The 19,472-nt window shown below is 37.5% G+C and carries 19 protein-coding genes; 18 read left to right on the top strand and 1 reads right to left on the bottom strand.

Going from position 1 to position 19,472, the window contains the following annotated elements:
* Window positions 1-18 precede the first annotated feature (18 nt).
* The 12 genes from J5J03_RS19600 to J5J03_RS19655 all read left to right on the top strand — a co-directional run bounded on the left by J5J03_RS19600 (window position 19) and on the right by J5J03_RS19655 (window position 11,391).
* Window positions 19-1,641: an FAD-dependent monooxygenase gene (locus J5J03_RS19600; RefSeq protein ID WP_208592056.1), complete on the top strand. Its 1,623-nt coding sequence runs from the start codon at window positions 19-21 to the stop codon at window positions 1,639-1,641.
* A 311-nt stretch (window positions 1,642-1,952) separates the two neighbouring features.
* Window positions 1,953-2,120, top strand: coding sequence for a hypothetical protein (locus J5J03_RS19605; RefSeq protein WP_208592057.1), 168 nt, complete (start codon window positions 1,953-1,955; stop codon window positions 2,118-2,120).
* Between the two features lie 52 nt (window positions 2,121-2,172).
* Window positions 2,173-3,567 carry an NAD-dependent malic enzyme gene (locus J5J03_RS19610; RefSeq protein ID WP_208592058.1) on the top strand — a complete coding sequence of 465 codons (1,395 nt, stop codon included), beginning with the start codon at window positions 2,173-2,175 and terminating at the stop codon, window positions 3,565-3,567.
* Window positions 3,568-3,980: 413 nt separating this feature from the next.
* Entirely contained in the window at window positions 3,981-4,700 is a 720-nt protein-coding gene (locus J5J03_RS19615) for a GntR family transcriptional regulator (RefSeq protein ID WP_208592059.1), read from the top strand.
* A 74-nt stretch (window positions 4,701-4,774) separates the two neighbouring features.
* On the top strand, window positions 4,775-5,197 hold the full coding sequence (phnG, locus tag J5J03_RS19620; protein ID WP_208592060.1) for a phosphonate C-P lyase system protein PhnG: 423 nt from the start codon (window positions 4,775-4,777) through the stop codon (window positions 5,195-5,197).
* A gap of 27 nt (window positions 5,198-5,224) precedes the next feature.
* Window positions 5,225-5,824 carry a phosphonate C-P lyase system protein PhnH gene (phnH, locus tag J5J03_RS19625; RefSeq protein ID WP_231710845.1) on the top strand — a complete coding sequence of 200 codons (600 nt, stop codon included), beginning with the start codon at window positions 5,225-5,227 and terminating at the stop codon, window positions 5,822-5,824.
* Window positions 5,824-6,939, top strand: a complete 1,116-nt coding sequence (locus J5J03_RS19630; RefSeq protein WP_208592062.1) for a carbon-phosphorus lyase complex subunit PhnI — start codon at window positions 5,824-5,826, stop codon at window positions 6,937-6,939. The genes phnH and J5J03_RS19630 overlap by 1 nt, the downstream gene beginning before the upstream one ends.
* Window positions 6,929-7,795, top strand: a complete 867-nt coding sequence (locus J5J03_RS19635) for an alpha-D-ribose 1-methylphosphonate 5-phosphate C-P-lyase PhnJ (protein WP_208592063.1) — start codon at window positions 6,929-6,931, stop codon at window positions 7,793-7,795. Before J5J03_RS19630 ends, J5J03_RS19635 begins: the two co-directional genes overlap by 11 nt.
* Entirely contained in the window at window positions 7,788-8,627 is an 840-nt protein-coding gene (locus tag J5J03_RS19640) for an ATP-binding cassette domain-containing protein (RefSeq protein ID WP_208592064.1), read from the top strand. Before J5J03_RS19635 ends, J5J03_RS19640 begins: the two co-directional genes overlap by 8 nt.
* 13 nt (window positions 8,628-8,640) lie before the next feature.
* Window positions 8,641-9,831 (top strand): phosphonate metabolism protein PhnM, encoded by a 1,191-nt coding sequence (gene phnM, locus J5J03_RS19645; RefSeq protein WP_208592065.1) that lies wholly within the window; start codon window positions 8,641-8,643, stop codon window positions 9,829-9,831.
* Between the two features lie 2 nt (window positions 9,832-9,833).
* The gene (gene phnL / locus J5J03_RS19650) at window positions 9,834-10,556 is read left to right on the top strand and encodes a phosphonate C-P lyase system protein PhnL (RefSeq protein WP_208592066.1); all 723 of its coding nucleotides are present in this window, start codon (window positions 9,834-9,836) and stop codon (window positions 10,554-10,556) included.
* The gene (locus J5J03_RS19655; protein ID WP_208592067.1) at window positions 10,546-11,391 is read left to right on the top strand and encodes a PHP domain-containing protein; all 846 of its coding nucleotides are present in this window, start codon (window positions 10,546-10,548) and stop codon (window positions 11,389-11,391) included. The genes phnL and J5J03_RS19655 overlap by 11 nt, the downstream gene beginning before the upstream one ends.
* 232 nt (window positions 11,392-11,623) lie before the next feature.
* On the opposite strand, the gene J5J03_RS19660 is transcribed toward J5J03_RS19655, so the two are convergent.
* Window positions 11,624-12,790, bottom strand: coding sequence for a DUF4317 domain-containing protein (locus J5J03_RS19660; RefSeq protein ID WP_208592068.1), 1,167 nt, complete (start codon window positions 12,788-12,790; stop codon window positions 11,624-11,626).
* 172 nt (window positions 12,791-12,962) lie between these two features.
* Between J5J03_RS19660 and J5J03_RS19665 the strand changes: the two genes are divergently transcribed.
* From J5J03_RS19665 to J5J03_RS19690, 6 genes are all read left to right on the top strand, one after another.
* Window positions 12,963-16,094, top strand: a complete 3,132-nt coding sequence (locus tag J5J03_RS19665) for a glycosyl hydrolase 53 family protein (protein ID WP_231710846.1) — start codon at window positions 12,963-12,965, stop codon at window positions 16,092-16,094.
* A gap of 271 nt (window positions 16,095-16,365) precedes the next feature.
* Window positions 16,366-16,713 (top strand): hypothetical protein, encoded by a 348-nt coding sequence (locus J5J03_RS19670; protein ID WP_208592070.1) that lies wholly within the window; start codon window positions 16,366-16,368, stop codon window positions 16,711-16,713.
* Between the two features lie 90 nt (window positions 16,714-16,803).
* Complete coding sequence (locus J5J03_RS19675) at window positions 16,804-17,316, top strand: HAD-IIIA family hydrolase (RefSeq protein ID WP_208592071.1); 513 nt, start codon at window positions 16,804-16,806, stop codon at window positions 17,314-17,316.
* A gap of 52 nt (window positions 17,317-17,368) precedes the next feature.
* Complete coding sequence (locus J5J03_RS19680; protein WP_208592072.1) at window positions 17,369-18,289, top strand: prenyltransferase/squalene oxidase repeat-containing protein; 921 nt, start codon at window positions 17,369-17,371, stop codon at window positions 18,287-18,289.
* Between the two features lie 160 nt (window positions 18,290-18,449).
* Window positions 18,450-18,947: a GNAT family N-acetyltransferase gene (locus tag J5J03_RS19685; RefSeq protein WP_208592073.1), complete on the top strand. Its 498-nt coding sequence runs from the start codon at window positions 18,450-18,452 to the stop codon at window positions 18,945-18,947.
* Window positions 18,948-18,985: 38 nt separating this feature from the next.
* Window positions 18,986-19,450, top strand: coding sequence for a GNAT family N-acetyltransferase (locus J5J03_RS19690; protein WP_208592074.1), 465 nt, complete (start codon window positions 18,986-18,988; stop codon window positions 19,448-19,450).
* Window positions 19,451-19,472 lie beyond the last annotated feature (22 nt).

Below are 19,472 nucleotides of genomic sequence, written 5' to 3' on the forward strand. Positions count from 1 at the left end.
ATGTTAGGAGAATATGCTATGAAAAAAGTAAAAACAGATGTTGTGATTGTTGGTGCCGGACCAACCGGTTTAATGGCAGCTAATCAGTTAAATCGATATCAAGTTGATTATGTATGTCTGGAAAAACAAAAAGATCGCTCTTCCTTTTCTAAAGCTATGGGAATCCATGCTAGGTCAATGGAGATGTTTGATTTATCAGGATTTGTAGAAAAGTTTGTTGCACGGGGATACCCTGGAGAGGGTGCAAAAATGTATATTGGAAGCAAAAAAGAATCGATTTTAGGGTTAAATCAAATAGAAAGTAGGTTCCCATTCATGCTTGTGATTCCTCAAATGGAAACAGAAGAAATCTTAGAACGAAACCTTGAAATGAATGGTGGTAATATAAATAGAGGGGAAGAGATTACAACATTAACTGTACATGATGGTGGAGTTAATGTAATGGTGAATAGTCATGACGAAACAATCGAGTATGAGGCGGAATATGTATTAGCTTGTGATGGAGCTCATAGCAAAGTGAGAGAGTTAATGGAAGTGGACTTCGTAGGTAAAGGTGAAGGGAAGACTTTTTTTCTTGGTGATATTACAACATCTTCTTTAGATCCTTCCATGATTACAGGTTATGTTAATGTAAGAGGTGCAACGGTCTTTTTTCCATACGCAGACGGAAAATTTAGAGTAGTTGGACTTGATCTATCTATACAAGGAATGCCTTATAAAGATGAACTTACCTTACATGAACTGCAACAGCGAGTAAATTATGTGACTTCAGCTTCTATTAAAATAGAGAACGCTAACTGGCTCACTTATTTTGGAACCGCACATAAACAAGTTGAAAATTACAAAAAAGATCGAGTATTTTTTGTGGGAGATGCAGCCCATATTCATAATCCACTCGGTGGTCAAGGGATGAATCTAGGACTACAAGATGCTACAAATATATGTTGGAAGCTGATGGCCGTTTTAGAAGGGTGTGCTGATCAGTCACTGCTTCAAACCTATGATCAGGAAAGACGCCCCATTGCTAAACATATCATACAACAAACTAGCCGTTTGTTGCAGTTTATATCATTAGAAGGAACTAAAGGAAAGCTTCGAAATAATGTTAGTAAATGGTTACTTTCCAACTCACATTTCCAACAAAACATTGCAGAAACTTTATCGCATATTAAATATGACTATCACACGACATCGTCTAGTCAGAATTTAGCAGATGATAAGTTGACCAAAAAATGCATACAACCGGGAGCAAGGACTCCTGATGTGAAATTCTTACTTGGAGGGAGCCCCGACAGGAGATTGTATCATTTGCTGCGGCAATATCCCTTCGTTTGCTTTGTATATATGGAAAGGCAAACGGAAGATATAATTGATAATGTAGATTTATTCATTGAAGAACTATGTACTAAATACGGTGATTTGATTACTACATTTTTGGTAGTAAAGGGTGGGGTGCCTCCTATAGAACGAGATAAGTTTGACATCATTCATGATGTGTTCCGAGAAGTTGAAAATAAATTAACGATGAATCATGGTCATACGATGTTAATCAGACCTGATGCACATGTTGCTCTTCATATATCAGAATTTGACCCATTAGATACAGTAAAAAGAATAAACAGTTTTTTTCACTTTTCATGATGGGTTTTTAACGTGATGTTAATTGACCTTAAGGATTCAACGGTATATAGTGAAATATTTAAGAAAACTAACTATATATTCAAGTAAAAGCATTAACGGGGGATAATAAATCCTCCGTTAATTTTTATTAAATGCTTCTATTTTGTTTCTTGGTATAGAAAAACGTTCTTAATTCTGTTCATCCAATACTGATGGTTATCTTAATAACTTATAATGCTTATATGTAACATCTAATAAGGTTTTCTTTTTTGTCGAAAAGTATTGGTTTAATATAAGCTCAACAGCAAATATAATAGACTTGAGGTGATGGAATGGAAATAACTATCAATATATGGGTATTTGTTATTGTGATGTTTATTTTATACATCGTAATCGAAACAGCAGTCAGACGAGGAATAAATTCCTCAGTAATAGGTAAGTATGTAGAACAAAAGCATTCACAGGTTACGAAACCTGTTAAGAAAGATTTAGATGATTAATGGTAAGTTCTTTTTGTAATCCATACTTATAATCCTGAAGGAGGTTGTCCTTATGCGTTCTAACATGCATATTATTATCCGTCTGGAAATTGAAAAGGCGAAGGCAAATATCGGTCAAATCGCAACACTTATTCATGCAAATGATGCAGACTTGGTAGCAATTGATGTCAAAAAAGAGACACCTGAAAAAACGATTAGGGATATTACGATAAAAGTGAATGATGAACCAGGGCAATTAAAAGTGATTAAAGCTTTAAATGATAGTGATGGAGTGTATGTGAAGCACATTTCTGATCGAACGTTCCTTGTTCATTTAGGTGGGAAGATCGATATTAAACCCAAATTGGATTTGAAAAACAGAGAACAACTTTCCCATGTTTATACCCCTGAAGTAGCAAGGGTGTGTAATGCGATTAATGCTAACCCTTTATTAGCCTATAACTTAACGATCAAGAGTAATTCAGTTGCGGTAGTTTCAGATGGGACCGCTGTACTTGGATTAGGCGAAATCAGTCCAGAAGCAGCTATGCCTGTGATGGAAGGAAAGGCAATGTTATTTAAACGATTTGCTGATATTAATGCCTATCCCATCTGCCTTGATACGACAGATAAGGATGAAATTATTCGAACCATTAAAGCGATCAGTCCAGGATTTGGTGGAATTAATTTAGAAGACATCGGTTCTCCACAATGCTTTGAAATTGAAGAGACACTGAAACAAGAGTTAGATATCCCTGTTTTTCATGATGATCAGCATGGAACTGCTATTGTTGTATTAGCAGGTATTTTGAATGCCTTAAAGCTTACCAAGAAAAGCTTGAAAGATTGTAAAATTGTCGTCTGTGGTGTCGGAGCAGCTGGTATTGCCATAACCAAAATGCTTATAGCGGCTGGTGCTGAAAATATTATTGGGGTAGATAAGGAAGGCAGTATCACCCGTGATCATCAATATGATAATAAGATGTGGGAATGGTATGCGAATCATACTAATCCTGAGAAAGTAGATGCGTCCCTTTCTGAAGCGATGACAAATGCGGACATATTTATCGGTGTTTCTAGAGGGGATATTTTAAAAGAAGAGGATTTGAAGAATATGGCGAAAGATCCGATCGTTTTTGCCTTAGCCAATCCAATACCGGAGATTTCACCAGACATAGCCCGTGACCATGTCAGAGTCATGGCTACTGGAAGATCTGATTATCCGAATCAAGTTAACAACCTCCTTTGTTTTCCGGGTATATTTAGAGGTGCCTTGGACGCTAGAGCTTCTTCAATAAATGAACAGATGAAAGTAGCTGCAGCAGAGGCGATTGCAGCTACCATTGGATCAGATGAGTTAAGTGGGGATTACATTATCCCAGGTGTGTTTAATGAAAAAGTCGTAGAACGTGTAAGAGAAGCAGTTGTTCAAGCAGCCGTTGATAGCGGTGTATCAAGAAAAATATAATTTAAGACGGAGAAACTACTTATCAGCTATGAAGCGGTGAGTAGTTTTTTTGTAATAAAGCTAAAAAGTATATAACAATTGATATCACAATTTTTTCAGAGATTTCCATGACATATTTTAGCGCTTTAATAGGATAATAATTCAAATTTCTAGCTCTCATTTATGTTGTAGAGCACCACCTAGCGAAGGCCGCCCACTTCCAGTCCTGTGGGATTCGTTTGTCCTGAAGATCCACTTTGTCGAGCGATTTTTGCTCTTTTTTCTTTTTAAGAAATCATGCTGTTGATAAGATAGGTGATAATAACTAACCAATGAAAATTATTTTTTTTGCAAAACTTAACATTTCTTTTATGGTACTCAGTTATCATGAAATGTAAGATAAAAATCACTTCTATAAGGGGAGGAATATACAATTGTCAGTAGATATCGAATCAAAAATATTGGATGATCTGATGAAAAAAATAATCGATGAAAAATTTCATGAGAACGAGAAGCTTCCTTCTGAGAATGAACTTGCTGAACAATATCGAGTTCCAAGGGCTACCGTTCGCAAGTCGTTAGCTAGACTGGAAGAGCGAGGGTTTATTTATTCCCTGCAAGGAGTTGGCAGATATGTTAAACATGAGTCATTCCGAGTCGAATTAAATTTAAATGGGAGGGCTAGTTTTACAGATAAAATGAAAAAGTCCGGTCACCAGCTGATTACAGAAAATCTTGGTTGTCAACGAATTGAATTTGATCAGAAAATTTATGATCGCCTATCAGCAGATTCCGAAGATATTGTTTATAAGATTAGCAGATTACGATTAATTCAGGATGAACCCATTGCTATTCATCATTCTTATATCAGACAAAAGATGTTTCCAAATATTGAACAGGATGGTCCTGCTATTCAATCGATGTTTGCCTATTACAGAGAACGAGGATATATGGAATTGATCAATGGATATAGCTTGCTTAGTGTTACTTTTCCCACACTTAAAGAACAACAATTACTGGCATGCCAAAGTATGGAACCATTGATTATGGTGGAGAGCAATTGTTTAGATGCCTCCTCTGACAAGGTATTAGAGCATACAAAGGTTTTATATCGCAGTAATAAATTTAAATACAATATTAGCTGGGATAATTGACCGATTTACAAAATCTTAACAAGACAGCAACTTGGCAACAAGATATGCTGAAGGTGTAAGGAGGTATAAGACAAATGAAGCGAAAACAGCGAACAGAAATATTAATCCAAGATGGCGGTGTACTAGCCAAAGAATTAGCAGAGATTGTTATGCAAGACTATGAATATCATGAAATCGAAGAACCTCACTACGGTTTAACCATGATCAAATTGAGAGAAACAGCAAAAAAGTCTCTGTTTTATCTTGGAGAGGTATTAGTAACAGAAGCAAAGGTTGAGGTTCATCAATCGATCGGGATAGGAATTGTGATTGGAATGGAAGAAGAACTTGCTAAGCATTTAGCCATCATTGATGCAGCCTATCGGGCAGAATTACCAGAAACTGTTGAATGGCAAGAGAAGTTGGAAGAAGTGGCCAAACAAATTTACCAGCAAAAAGTGAAACAACAAGCAGAAATTTTAAAGACGAAAGTAAATTTCGAAACGATGGAAGTTTAATATATATGGCCTGAGGTGATAGGAATGATGATCGATCAAATTCATGATTTGCAGCAAGTTTACCGCAACATTCTTCACAGTATGTCTAGACCAGGAAACATCTCCAAGTTGAATAGCATTACCAAAAAGCTGAAAGAAGAATTCCCATGTAATCATGCTTTCTTTTTATCAGCATTAACGTTTTTAGATGCAGAAGTAACCTTTCATGTTATAGCAAATGAAGTAAAAAAGGAAAGGTTAACAGAAATTATCTCATCTTACACAATGTCAAAAACAGATACGGTTGACCAAGCAGATTTTATTTTGATGCTACAGGATGCACCCGAATACCAAATAGAGCAAGCTTTCATAGAATGTAAGGTTGGCAATCTTCGTGATCCGCAACTATCCGCAACATGGATACTGGAAAGTGATCTTTTGTCTAATAGCGCTGGTCTTTCTTTGAGCGGTCCAGGCATCAATGGTGTTCAGCAACTGCAGACAGGGCTCAGTCCATCATTTTGGCAAAAAAGAAATGAGAAAGTAAAAGAGTATCCGTTGGGTATCGATGTCATATTAGCAGATTTCTCAAGCCAAGTAGCCTGTATTCCGCGAACAACATCTGTAATGATAACGGAGGTGGTCTAATGGGATATGTTGCAGTAAAAGGTGGAACCGAGGCAATTGAAGCGTCTTTAGCCAGATTGAAATATGATCGGATAAAAGGAGAAGAAATAGTAGAAATCAAGACCGTTCTTGCTACGATGCGTCCATTAGTGGATCAGGTAATGTCTGAAGCAAGCTTATATGCACCATTTTTAGCAGCTCTTGCTATTAAGCAAGCAGGAGGAAGCATGGAAGAAGCGGTTTTCTTACTGCGCGCTCATCGTTCTACCTTACCACGTCATTACTACAGTGAAACAGTTGATACTGAGGATATGTTCGTTGAGAGAAGAATTTCCGCCAGCTTCAAGGATATCCCTGGGGGTCAACTGTTAGGATCTACCAATGACTATACACATCGGTTGCTGGATTTTAATTTAGTAACTGAAAAGAAAGAAGACCATCAAGCTTGGTTGCGCCAATTTCAAGAACAAATGAATGAGCATGATGCAGATAAGGAGCTTCAATTCTTTCCGAAAGTAGTTGATTATCTTCGCGAAGAAGGCTTATTTGAAACATATGACTTGGATGATACGCCTCCTAAAGATATTACGAAGGAAAGTATTCAGTTTCCAACTGGACGTAGTGAGAGATTGCAAGCTTTAACGAGAGGTCAGACTGGTGCTGTTACTTCATTAGGATATGCATCTCTTCGTGGCTATGGGCAGGTGCACCCGACGATTGGAGAAGTAAGAATGGGTGATGTACCAATTCATGTCAAACATCCCTATGAAGAAGAGAGTGATCCCGACGATTTATTTTATATTGGAGACGTGAAAATAACAGAAGTGGAATCATTGGTGCCGGTAAATGTGAAGAAACAAAACCAAAAAGAAGAGCTTGAATTTGAAATAGGCTATGGCATCAGCTTTGGACAGAATGAAACAAAGGCAATTGCAATGAGTATACTGGATCAATGTTTAGAAAATTCCCATGGTGAATTCCCGACTCATGATGAAGAGTTTGTGTTACTACATATCGATTCGGTTGAGTCGACTGGCTTTATTTCTCACTTGAAGTTGCCACATTACGTTACGTTCCAATCGAAATTGGATAGTGTGAGGCAAGTGAAGAAGGGAGGAACAACAAATGATGACTAAACCGCATTTTGCTTTTTTTGATGAAGGGTCGAAGAAGGAAATAAGAAGGACTGCCTTAAAAGCGGTGGCGATTCCTGGTTACCAGGTTCCTTTTGCATCAAGAGAAATGCCGATAGCAAGAGGCTGGGGAACAGGTGGTTTGCAACTGACACTTTCTTTAATCGGGAGAAGTGATGTATTAAAGGTGATAGACCAAGGTGCAGACGAATCTGTCAATGCTGTTAGTATCAAAAAATTGGTTCAGCACACGACAGGTGTTTCCATAACGGAAGACACAGCAGCAGCTAATATCATTCAATCCAGGCACCGAATCCCTGAAAAGGAATTAAGAGAAGATCAAATTCTCATTTTACAAGTCCCGAACCCAGAGCCGCTTCGAAAAGTAGAGGCGAGAGAGTATCTGACGAAAAGAATGCATGCGGAGGATGATTATAGTGGTGCATGGTTGCTTTTGTTTGAACAAATTATGAAATATGGCCGAATGTCTACTGGTGCTGAACACCCAGTATACGTTAATGGTAGATACGTGATGACGCCAAGTCCGATTCCGAGGTTTGATAACCCCAAAATGCATCAATCCAAGGCGCTTATTTTACTAGGTGCGGGTAGAGAGAAGAAAATATTTGCTGTGCCTCCTTATACAGATGTCAAGTCAATGGCATTTGACGACTATCCTTTTGCTGTTGAATCATTCGAAGGAAAGTCATGTAAGCTTTGTGGATCAACTGATGTATTTCTTGATGAAATCATTGATCCTGATACAGGTGAGAGAAGCTATCAATGTAATGATACCAGCTTCTGTATCGAGCAGTTGAATAAGAAAGAGAAGGAAGAGGTGGAGAACAGTTATGTCTGAAACGCCGATAGTACAAGTGAGACATTTGCAAAAGCAATTTGGAGCAGGCTGCCCTCATTGCCTTGATAAAGAGAGTGTTTATCTAGAGAAGAATTATTGCACGTCTTGTGGTACCGTACATGCTGTTCGAGACGTCTCCTTTGACTTGTATCCAGGGGAAGTACTCGGAATTGTTGGTGAGAGCGGTAGTGGCAAATCAACTATGCTTCAGGGCCTTTATTTTGATGGTGATATGACTGCTGGAGAAGTGTATATTAATCAACCAGGATTAGCAGGTCACAACGTATTAACTCTTTCATCTCAACAAAAACGATATATTCGTAATAATGTTTATGGCATGGTATATCAAAATCCTGTACACGGGTTAAAAATGAATTTCTCATCAATTGGAAATATTGCTGAAAAAATGATTGCAGCGGGAAATCGTCATGTTGGTAGCATGGAAAAGCGAGGAGAAGAATTACTGAAAAATGTCCATATTCCGTTAAGAAGAAGGAAAGAAGAACCACAAAATTTTTCGGGTGGGATGCAACAGCGCGTGCAAATTGCAAAGGCACTTTCAAATAATCCACCAATTTTGTTTTTAGATGAAGTTACTACAGGCTTGGATTTATCTGTTCAAGCGAGTGTTTTAGATTTGATTAAACAAATTCAACGAGAACTGCAAATCAGTATGGTTGTCGTTTCCCATGATCTTGCTGTAATTCGGATGTTAGCCGATCGTTCTATTGTCATGTTGAATGGGGAAATTATTGAGAATGGGTTAACGGATCAAATTTTGGAAGATCCACAACACGAGTATACGCAGCAGCTTGTTTACTCATTATTATAGGAGGCTGATAACATTGTACATTATTCATAATGGGAAGGTAATTACAGAGGATTCTATATTAGAAAATCATGCCGTGGTAGTGATAGATGATGTTATTGATGCAATCATTCCTGAAGCAGAAGTGAGTAATTATAAAAATGCATATTTAATCAACGCGAATGGTGGTTATATTTCACCAGGATTTATTGATATTCACTCTGATTATATCGAGACAGTAGTAGCTCCGAGACCTTCTAGTATGATGGATTTTCAGCTTAGTTTGCGAGAAGCAGAGAAGATCTTGATCGGCCATGGTATCACCACTATGTTTCACTCTCTTTCTTTTTATCAAGAAGGGAAAATTACCCGCAAACACATCCGTCATCCTGAAAATATGCAGCGAATGGTCGACACGATTCACCAAGCACATCACCAACAGCACATGATTCGTCATCGATTACATGCTCGGTTTGAATTGGATAATATTCAAGGGATTGATCAGCTAGTAGACAACATCCGTGATGGTAAAGTTCATTTATTATCCTTTATGGACCATACACCTGGTCAAGGTCAATATCGCAATTTAGAGATATACCGGAATAATATTAAAGTACACCGAAATCTATCAGACGAAGAAGTAAGTGTTTTGATTGCTGAAAGAAAAAGCACCGAATTATTAACGATGGAAAAGATAACAGAAGTAGCGGCGTTAGCACAGTCTAAAGGGATTGCGGTTGCTTCTCATGATGATGATAATGTCCAAAAGCTGGAGTTAGTTAAATCGTACGGCACAACGATAAGTGAATTTCCGATTACACTTGATGTAGCACGAGAAGCCAAGCAACATGGCCTTGATACGATTGTTGGCGCGCCAAACGTTTTGATGGGCGGTTCTCATTCGGGTAATTTATCTGCCGTAGAAGCGATTGAACATGGTTATGCTGATATTTTGTGTAGTGATTATTATCCCGCAGCATTACTTCATGCTATTTTTCAATTGCATGACAAAGGCGAGAATTTACACAAGATGTTTAAGATGGTGACGTTGAATCCCGCTCGATCTGTCCATATGGATCACGAGATCGGCTCGATTAAGCCGGGTAAAAAAGCAGATTTGCTCGTAATAGATCGTTTGGCTGATGGCTATCCAACGCTTACTTATACAATGGTAAATGGTGAGTTAATGACAACGATGAACTATCGGATGAATGAGAAGGAGGTATAACAATGTCTATTTTAGAAGTAAATGGGCTAGGTAAAGCTTTTACCATTCATCACTTAAATAAAACTATTCCTGCGGTTGACGAGATTCAATTTTCTATTAATGCTGGTGAGTTTCTGGGGATTATGGGGAAGAGCGGGAGCGGTAAATCTACTATTTTAAAAAGTATTTATCGTACTTATCTGCCGGATGCAGGTCAGATAATGTATGACTCGAACCAATTTGGCAACATCGATTTAATACAAGCATCAGAGCGTGAAATAATTTTCTTACGCAAAAATGAAATTGGTTATGTATCACAGTTTTTAAATGTTATGCCAAGAACAACCTGCCGGGAGCTTGTCCAAAATGCATTATTGGAAATGGGTGAAACAAGAGAGACTGCGCGAATAGAAGCGGAAAAAGCGCTAACTCATTTTGAAATGGATTCGTCATTGTGGAATAGTTATCCAAATACATTTTCAGGCGGTGAGAAGTTACGACTGAATATTGCGATGGCTACTGTGAAAAAGCCAAGGTTGCTACTACTTGATGAACCAACGGCAAGCTTAGATCAGCAATCAAAATGGAAAGTACGGGAAATAATTGAAAAGCTTAAGGAACAAGGTACAACATTAGTCGGGATCTTTCATGATATTGAATTTATGGAAGGCTTATGTGACAAAGTCTTTGATATGAAAACCAATGAAATGTCAGTATCGTTAGAAGGTGTAACACATGAAGGCTGATTTACATGTGCATAGTCACTATTCCGACGGTTCAGATTCTGTGGAAGAATTGATGAAGCAAGCGGTAAAAGCAAATGTCACACATATGAGTATCGTAGATCATGATACAGTTACGGGATGGCCAGAAGTGAAGAAAATGGGAGATTTATATGGTGTTGATGTGTTTCCAGGGGTTGAAATCTCTGCTTATGATATGAAGCGCGACAGAAAAGTCCATGTGTTAGGTTATCATTACCGTACTGATGCCCCACATATTACAGCGTTATGTACCCCATTACTACAACGTAGACAAGAAAATTCACTTTGGCAAATAGAGCAAATTCGTTCACTAGGTTATCAACTTGATCCAGATAGAATTTTAGAGACAGCGAAACCATCACAAACGATCTATAAACAACATATTATGCACTATGTCACCAATGAACCATACACTTCAGATAATTATCGACAAGAATACCGGTCACTTTTTAAAGGAAAAGCTGTAGCCAACAGAGACATAGCATACGTCGATGTTTTTGATGCGGTAAAGGCAATTCTCTTAGATGGTGGTATCGCAGTCGTTGCACATCCAGGTCAATTAAATTCTTATGAACTTATCCCCGAGCTAGTCGAAGTAGGATTAGGGGGGATTGAATTAGCACATCCTGATCATACAGAAGCAGACCATCAGCGAGTAAAAGAACTAGCTGATCAATATAAACTTATTATGACAGGTGGAACAGATTTTCACGGAAAGTTTGGAATGAAAATAGGGTTAGGAGACTTAACAAGTCCGGAAATACCCTTTGTTCATGATGAGCGTGTTCGGGGTAAGGTTATAATAGACAAATCTTAGTCACCAGCAAAAAGATTTGTCATAAAAATGAATATAATGAACAAATCTAAGCAGCCAGACTAAAGATTTGTCATAAAAACGAAGATAATAGACAAAACTCATCAGCCTCACTAAAGATTTGTCAAAAAAACCAAGATAATGAACAAATCTCGGCGCTCACACCAAAGATTTGTCAATAAACAACAAATCAAACCGTACGCGACAGAGATTTGTTGTTTATAACATTTGGGTCTTATTTAAAAGCCTCCGGAATCATAGTAAATCCATCAATCACGGTATCTTCTTCTACTTCAATCATCAGGTAACGTCTACCGTCTAATGTTACCTGTCTAACGTGACGCAACTCCTCGGGGCTGACGGCAATATTAGCTACTTTAGTATTAATTTTAATCGATTTAGATGAATATTTTGGTACAATATTACGAGCTTTTAACTCATAGCTCGAATCATCGATGACGTTTTTAAAAGCAGCTTCCATTTTTTCTGTGTCTACATCTTCCACACCACTGGACTTTAATACTTGCTCTACATCTTTATAATCTAATGTTGGTGTTTCTTCTTCCTCATTATCTTCTGTCATACGATGAATTTCTTCATATACGTTTGCGAGGGTGGATGTATTAATTTGATGACCGACAGCATCGCGAACAACCTCTTCAAAAACAATTTTATCTTCTTTTGCTGTCATCGTTTCTTCCGCATTTAAGACGTCTTCTACAAATAGCTCATCCGGTTCATTTGCCTTACCTGCCACATAAAGTACATGGTTCACGTCTGCCGCATTATCGGTAAAACAAGGGAATAAAAACCCTCCGATCGGTGCGTTTAAATTAATCACGGGATCTACCACGACATTGTATTTAAACTCCTTTTCTACATAATCAAAATGTAATTCTTTCTTTGGATCTTGCGTTTTATTGATACTACAAAGAATAAAGGAATGAGAATATACGGAGTCACGATCGCTTTCTTCTGTTTCTTCGTTACTACGTTTCATCGGCTTCAAATATTCACCGCGAATAAAGGTGACGACTATGTCCATCTCATATTGTCTATCCTGCAGCATTTTTTCGACTATTTGTAACATTTGATTCTTCCAGTCTTCACTTTCTGCGGTTAGCAATCCTTTATGTAGGATAAGTTGTGTTGGATTATCAACATCGGATTGGAATTTCAATTCAAAGAGCTTTTCATCTAATTGGCCAGTTAATACTTTTTTAAAGTTGGTCATAAATAACTCTTTTTCGTCTTCATCGAGCATATCAAAAAACTGACTTTGTGAATGATAGATATCACTCGATTCTTTCATAATATAAACATTAAAAATCTCATAAATTTTCATTAAGTCATTATCTATTTTGAACTGTTTACGAATATTAGCGATGTCTTTTTTGTTCATTTCTTTATCTCCCTTACATCCATTCTTCTCATACATCACTATATCACTTTTTCCTTTCTCTTGATACTCTAATAAATTTCATTTTCTGAAAGTTTATAAGAATAATTTTAAATATAAATCCTTATGAAATCGCTTTATAATTTAAGGTGTGAAGTTTGTAAAGAAGGAGGAAATGCATTTGTTTAAAAAAGCAGGAATGTTATGTTTAGCTTTGCTGCTGATCGTCAGTACACTTCCGATCGGTGGAAATACAAGTACGCAAGCAGCATCACAGGGAAATCTATTAACAAACGGCGGCTTTGAAAGCGATTTGTTTGACAATGAATCTTGGGCGATTGAGGAGATAGACTGGGATTTAGTCTCGGTAGATTCCGCTCATACAGAAGCATATGAAGGAAATCATTCGTTTAATTATTGGATAGATGAGGCGGGAAGTGGGGAGCAGTCTTTCACGATAACGCAAACCATTTCGAATCTTCCTGCAGGCAATTATGCACTGTCTGTCCAATCCATGGGTGGAACTGATGGAGAGACGGGAGTAGTAGAATTATTTGTTGGTGATCATACCTCCGAAGCTGTTTCCACTACTGGTTGGGACAATTGGGAGGAACACACTTTATATGTTGAGGTCGAAGAGGATGATACAGAATTACAGGTAGGGGCTACTATAACCGGACAACCATCTGCCTGGGGATATTTAGATAGCTTTCGTTTAGTATCCTTAGAAGAAAGTGATGAGAAAGCTCCTGAACCAGTAGAAGCAGATATATTTGTGGAGAGAGTCGATGGCTTGAATGAAGACTTTATCAAAGGTGTTGATGTCTCTAGTATCCTCGCTTTAGAAGATAGTGGGGTCAGATTCTATAATGAAGCAGGAGAGGAGCAGGATATATTTACAACGCTTTCCGAAGCGGGTGTCAATTATGTGCGTGTTCGTGTATGGAATGACCCTTATGACACTGAAGGTAACGGCTATGGTGGAGGGAACAATGATGTAGACAAGGCGATTGAAATAGGCAAAAGGGCGACAGAAAATGGTATGAAGCTGTTAGTAGACTTTCATTATTCTGATTTTTGGGCAGATCCAGCTAAACAGCAAGCACCAAAAGCGTGGGAAGACTTAAATATAGAAGCGAAGAAAACCGAACTATATAACTATACAAAAGATAGTCTGCAAGAAATGATAGATGCTGGTGTAGATATCGGGATGGTGCAAATTGGCAATGAAACAAATAATGCCATGGCTGGAGAACATGATTGGGGTAATATTACTCAACTTTTTAACGAAGGAAGTAAGGCGGTACGTGACATTAACCCAGAGATTCTAGTAGCATTACATTTTACCAATCCAGAATCAGCTGGTAGATATGATAATCTTGCTTCAATTCTAGAAGATCATGAGGTAGATTATGACGTCTTTGCAAGCTCTTATTATCCTTTCTGGCATGGTACATTGGAAAATCTAACGGCTGAACTGACGAATGTTGCGGAGAATTATGATAAACAGGTTATGGTTGCGGAAACGTCCTACACGTATACAAGGGAAGATGGGGATGGTCATAGTAACACAGCTCCGCAAGATGCAGGACAGACAATTAATTACCCAGTATCTGTACAAGGGCAAGCTACAGCCGTACGAGATGTATTTGAAGCGGTAGCAAATGTCGGAGATGCAGGGATTGGAGTGTTTTATTGGGAGCCGGCATGGATTCCAGTAGGTGACCCGGATAATATTGACTGGGAACACAATGTGGAACTATGGGAAAAATATGGTTCTGGCTGGGCAACCAGTTATGCGGCGGAATATGATCCAGAAGATGCTGGTGAATGGTATGGTGGGAGTGCAGTAGACAATCAAGCATTATTTGATTTTTATGGACATCCATTACCATCGCTAAACGTATTTAACTATGTAGATACAGGTTCTGTAGCGCCATTACAAATCGATCAGGTAAATGATGTATCGGTAACGGTAGCTTTAGGAGAAGAAGTGCAACTGCCTGATACGGTTACAGCTATTTACAATGATGGAAGCGAGGAGTCTGTAGCTGTTACCTGGAATCAGGAGCAAATAGATCAAGCTGTCACAAGCGGTGAAGGCACCTATACTATCGATGGCAAGATCGATGGCGAATATACTGTGCAAGCACACCTTATTATTGAACCTAAAAACTTTGTATCTAATCCGAGTTTTGAGGAAAGTGACACTAGTATGTGGGAAATTCATTTTCCTGAAGGCGTAGAACCTCATGCATCTGTAAAAGAGAATCGCTCAAACTCAAGAACAGGTGATTATTCACTTGATTTCTGGTCAGATACTCCAGTAGATTTTGAAGTATCACAAACAATTACTGATCTGGAGCCTGGATATTATCACTTATCAATGTTTATCCAAGGTGGGGATGCTGGGGAATCTGATATGAAGCTATATGCGGTTACCTCAGGTCAACAATATCAGACAGAAACGCATGTAGATGGTTGGGTAAACTGGGTTCAGTCAGAAATTGATGAAATTCTTATTACTGATGGTTCTATCACAATTGGAGCTAGTATTAAAGCTAGTGCTGAAGCGTGGGGGACGTTGGATGATTTTAACTTGAATCGAGTTGGAGATTATCAGGAACCAGATCCTGAAGAAGAAGCTGATCAAAAACCAAAACCAAAGCCTGATTCAGATGACGCAGTAGAATCTGATAAGAAGGATTTAGAAAAAGTATCAGAAGATGTTTATGCAGTAAATAGTGATCAACGAGCGATTAAGATAGCACAGGAATTAATTGAGCAACTAAATGATGATGCGGAAATCGAATTAACTTTTAATGGTGTAAAAGTAAGACTTCCAGTAGTGATTTTAAAAGGAAGAGGAGATATTAAATTTGAATTTGCAGAAGTATCAAAAAAAATAAAAGGTCAGCATTCTGATAGTTTAAGTGAACTGGTCGACTTCAGCCTAATTGGAGATGGCAAGGAAATTAATTTTGATCATCCGGTACCACTAACCTTCACTGTAGACCCATCTAAGGTAACAAATTGGGAGGATCTCAAGGTATTCTATATTGATCAAGCTGGTGTGAAGCAAGAAGAAGTAGAAGTCACCAGTTATAATGCCGAAACAGGAGAAGTAACAGCTAGCGTAGATCATTTCAGTATTTATGGTGTATTTGAAGTTGTGGACACTGACCCGGAAGGAGAGAAATTACCAGATACAGCAACAAACCAATTTAACTGGCTGGTATTAGGTATTAGCTTCATCTTAATAGGACTTAGCACCATTCTTGTAAACCGAAAAAGAAGATCATATTAACAAAAAACACCCTTTAGTTTAATGGCTGAAGGGTATTTTAATGCCATATTTTTTTGCATTTGGAAAGTTGCCAGTAAAATCAAAAAGTTGATAATAAAAGAGTCGAAGTTTCCAGTAAAATCAAAAAAAGTTGATAATAAATATACGACATATTTCATCGTCCTTTCTCCGGTCTTCAATTTTATTTTTTAATAGTTCACCCCTGCTTTTGGTTTTTTATGGTAAAATACAAATAAATTATTCTAGTCCGAAATGGAAGGGAAGAGGCAAAGTGAATTATTTGCTAAGTTTTGTTTTATCGGTTGCTCTAACCGCTTTATCCTATTTTTTAGGCAGTCAGTTACTTAATAGCGATATAGCTATTTGGCAAGCCTTTATCATCGGTTTTTCAGTAGTTTCGCTAGGTGCACTTACCGAAGCTTTAGGCGCACCTATATGGTTAATTGTGCTCATGCCATTTCCAGTAGGTATGCTGTTACTATATCTATTCTTAAATCAACCATTTCTTACTTGGCTTCTTACATATGTAACTATATTAGCTTTATATTCTGTTATCCACGTCATTATGAGTTGTTTCTTTCAATTCCATTCTTTAATTCCGGCCTGGAGATTATCATAAATAAAAACGAATCCTATTTTACTCTATAAACAGGTACTAGAGTTCTTTGTCCATCGATTAAAATTTTATTTGATCAGGGAGGAGACGGAGGTGAAAGTAGCTTTTTTTGACAGAGATGGCACTATCATTGAGGATTATCCGGACAATGAATGGACTAAAATTAAGAACCCAGTTTTTATCGAGGGAGCGATAGATACTCTAAAAGAAGTTTTGAGAAAGGGTTACCAAATAATTATTATTACCAATCAATACATTATCCATGAAGGGTATATTACAATTGACCAGTATCACAATATAACCAATCAAATGATAAACGAATTAAAACATCAAAATATAGAAATATTTGATATTTTCTATTGCCCACATGGTAAAAGAGAGGGTTGCCATTGTATTAAACCAAATACTGGAATGATAGAGCAGGCAATTCAAAAATACCCGGAAATTAATTTAGATGATTCTTTTATGATTGGGGATTCAGCCGATGATGTCAATTTAGCTATTAATATCGGGATAAAAGGATTTGGAATAGGTATTCGTTCTAATGATAACAAAGAAAATATATATCAATTGAAAAATATAAAAGATTTAATATCTTATATCTAGTTAAAGTTCTTAATGTTGACTTACCTAATCTGTAAAATAGGAGGTTTTATAGATGAAAATATCAAAAGAATCATTCGACAAGTCGAGTGCCTGGATCAAACGAAATGCCAGACCGTTAGAGGCTGCCCGATGGAGCTACCTTTTTGAAGGAGCAACCAAAGATAAGGTTATTCATTATTTATCTGCTTTTCAAAATAAAGACGGTGGATTTGGTCATGGCATTGAACCTGATTTTTGGACACCGGATTCATCTCCAATGGCTACATGGACAGCAGGTCAAATATTAATGGAAATAGAAGCAAGCGCAAATGAAAAAAATGTACAATCTATGCTTACGTATTTAGTAGATACCTATAATGAAAATACGGGAATGTGGACTTCCGTGCTGCCTGAAAATAATCAACATCCACACGCACCATGGTGGCATTGGAAAGAGGGAGTTCAGGATAACTGGATGTTTAACCCGAGTGCTGAATTAGCAGGATTCCTCATTCATTGGTCACCAGACAATAGTGAAGCATCACAGTTAGGGTGGACGGTGATGGAAAAGGCAATAGACCATTTGATGAACAGTGATGAAATGGATAGCCATGAGATCAATAATTACCAGCGATTATTCCAAGTTCTCAAAATGCATGCTGATGAGCCTTTATTAAACGATATCTCGGACAAAATAAATACACTAATTGAGCAGACTGTCGACAAAAATGTGTCAGACTGGGCGTCAGGATATAAACCTCTTCCACTTGATTTTATAGATAGTCCTGATCATCCACTTTATGAAAATATGAGCGATTTAGTAGAGCAGAACCTAAGTTTTTATGTAGACCAATTATCTGAGCAAGGTACTTGGGATATTTCCTGGGAATGGGGGAGTTATCCAGAAGAATTTGCTGTTGCTAGAAGGTATTGGACAGGGGTTTTGTTAGTTGTTAGGTATAAAATATTGAAGGCATTTGGGATAATGAAATAATAATAGAACGACTTTGGAATATGATATTTTAAAGAATAGATAAGATTAATAAGTTTCATAATTTCTAAAAAATGTTGCATGCTGTACTATATTTATATTGATTGGGTGTAACAGTATATTAGCATCGCGACAGTTCATTGAAAGAAGGGGGTATAAACTCTTGAATATCATCATTGAAAAAGCTAGCGAAGAACATGCAGAAGCTATTGCTAATATCTGTTCCACAGGTTGGAAACAAACGGTAGCGGGAAAGCTAAGCGAGAAATACCAAAAGAAAAATATCGCATTTTGGTATAATCATGAACGTGTTAAACAGGACATTACACAAGGAACTTATACTCATATTGCATTAGATAATTCAAAAGTTGTTGGTGTTATCGGCGGTGGTATAACCAAACCAGACACAGGAGAAGTGTTTGTGCTTTATATAGATGAAAGCCATCGGTATAAAGGCATCGGAAAACAACTACTTTCTGCACTGACCAGGCAGCAAACAGAAAAAGGTGTATCGGAACAATGGGTATCAGTACAAGAGGATAATTACAGAGCTATTCCGTTTTATAAAGCGAGAGGATTTGTCTACAGAGAGAAAAGAACTACAACTACTGAAACCGGAGAAAAACAAGTATCAATTAGGTATTCAAGAAAAGTGAATTAAAAATCAGATTTTAAGGTGAATTAATTGGGAGGGATAATATGAAAATTATCGAGTTGCAAGAACAAAATAATCTCTTCAAAAAAGCACTTCAAGTATTTTGGAAACAATGGGGAAACGAGCATAACTACAAGTTCTATGAAGATGCGATGATACATTCTTGTACTACTAAATCAGACATTCCAAGGTTCTATGTGGCTGTGGAAGAAGGGAATATCATAGGAACTTATGCATTAATTAGAAATGATTTGAATAGTCGTCAAGATTTATGCCCCTGGCTTGCTTGCTTATATGTTGATGAACAACATAGAGGTAAAGAAATTGGATATAAGCTATTACAACATGCCCAAAAGGAAACTGCTAAAAAGGGATATGAAAATCTTTATTTATCAACAGATCTTGAAGGCTATTATGAAAAATATGGTTGGAGTAATCGTGGCGTAGTATATGGAGTAAGCGGTGACTATATCAAGCTCTATGAAAAAGGGACAGGTGTAAATAAATAGATGTGCCCACATTCTATAGCTA

Origin of the sequence: Gracilibacillus suaedae (assembly GCF_017599345.1) — a bacterium.
In the GTDB taxonomy this organism is placed as follows: Bacteria; Bacillota; Bacilli; order Bacillales; family Amphibacillaceae; genus Gracilibacillus; species Gracilibacillus suaedae.

Bases quoted from the DNA above. Each gene is read 5' to 3' on its own strand.
- J5J03_RS19600 (WP_208592056.1), top strand. From the start codon at position 19: ATGAAAAAAGTAAAAACAGATGTTGTGATTGTTGGTGCCGGACCAACC.
- J5J03_RS19605 (WP_208592057.1), top strand. From the start codon at position 1,953: ATGGAAATAACTATCAATATATGGGTATTTGTTATTGTGATGTTTATT.
- J5J03_RS19610 (WP_208592058.1), top strand. From the start codon at position 2,173: ATGCGTTCTAACATGCATATTATTATCCGTCTGGAAATTGAAAAGGCG.
- phnG (WP_208592060.1), top strand. From the start codon at position 4,775: ATGAAGCGAAAACAGCGAACAGAAATATTAATCCAAGATGGCGGTGTA.
- phnH (WP_231710845.1), top strand. From the start codon at position 5,225: ATGATCGATCAAATTCATGATTTGCAGCAAGTTTACCGCAACATTCTT.
- J5J03_RS19630 (WP_208592062.1), top strand. From the start codon at position 5,824: ATGGGATATGTTGCAGTAAAAGGTGGAACCGAGGCAATTGAAGCGTCT.
- J5J03_RS19635 (WP_208592063.1), top strand. From the start codon at position 6,929: ATGATGACTAAACCGCATTTTGCTTTTTTTGATGAAGGGTCGAAGAAG.
- J5J03_RS19640 (WP_208592064.1), top strand. From the start codon at position 7,788: ATGTCTGAAACGCCGATAGTACAAGTGAGACATTTGCAAAAGCAATTT.
- phnL (WP_208592066.1), top strand. From the start codon at position 9,834: ATGTCTATTTTAGAAGTAAATGGGCTAGGTAAAGCTTTTACCATTCAT.
- J5J03_RS19655 (WP_208592067.1), top strand. From the start codon at position 10,546: ATGAAGGCTGATTTACATGTGCATAGTCACTATTCCGACGGTTCAGAT.
- J5J03_RS19660 (WP_208592068.1), bottom strand. From the start codon at position 12,790: ATGAACAAAAAAGACATCGCTAATATTCGTAAACAGTTCAAAATAGAT.
- J5J03_RS19665 (WP_231710846.1), top strand. From the start codon at position 12,963: ATGCATTTGTTTAAAAAAGCAGGAATGTTATGTTTAGCTTTGCTGCTG.
- J5J03_RS19680 (WP_208592072.1), top strand. From the start codon at position 17,369: ATGAAAATATCAAAAGAATCATTCGACAAGTCGAGTGCCTGGATCAAA.
- J5J03_RS19690 (WP_208592074.1), top strand. From the start codon at position 18,986: ATGAAAATTATCGAGTTGCAAGAACAAAATAATCTCTTCAAAAAAGCA.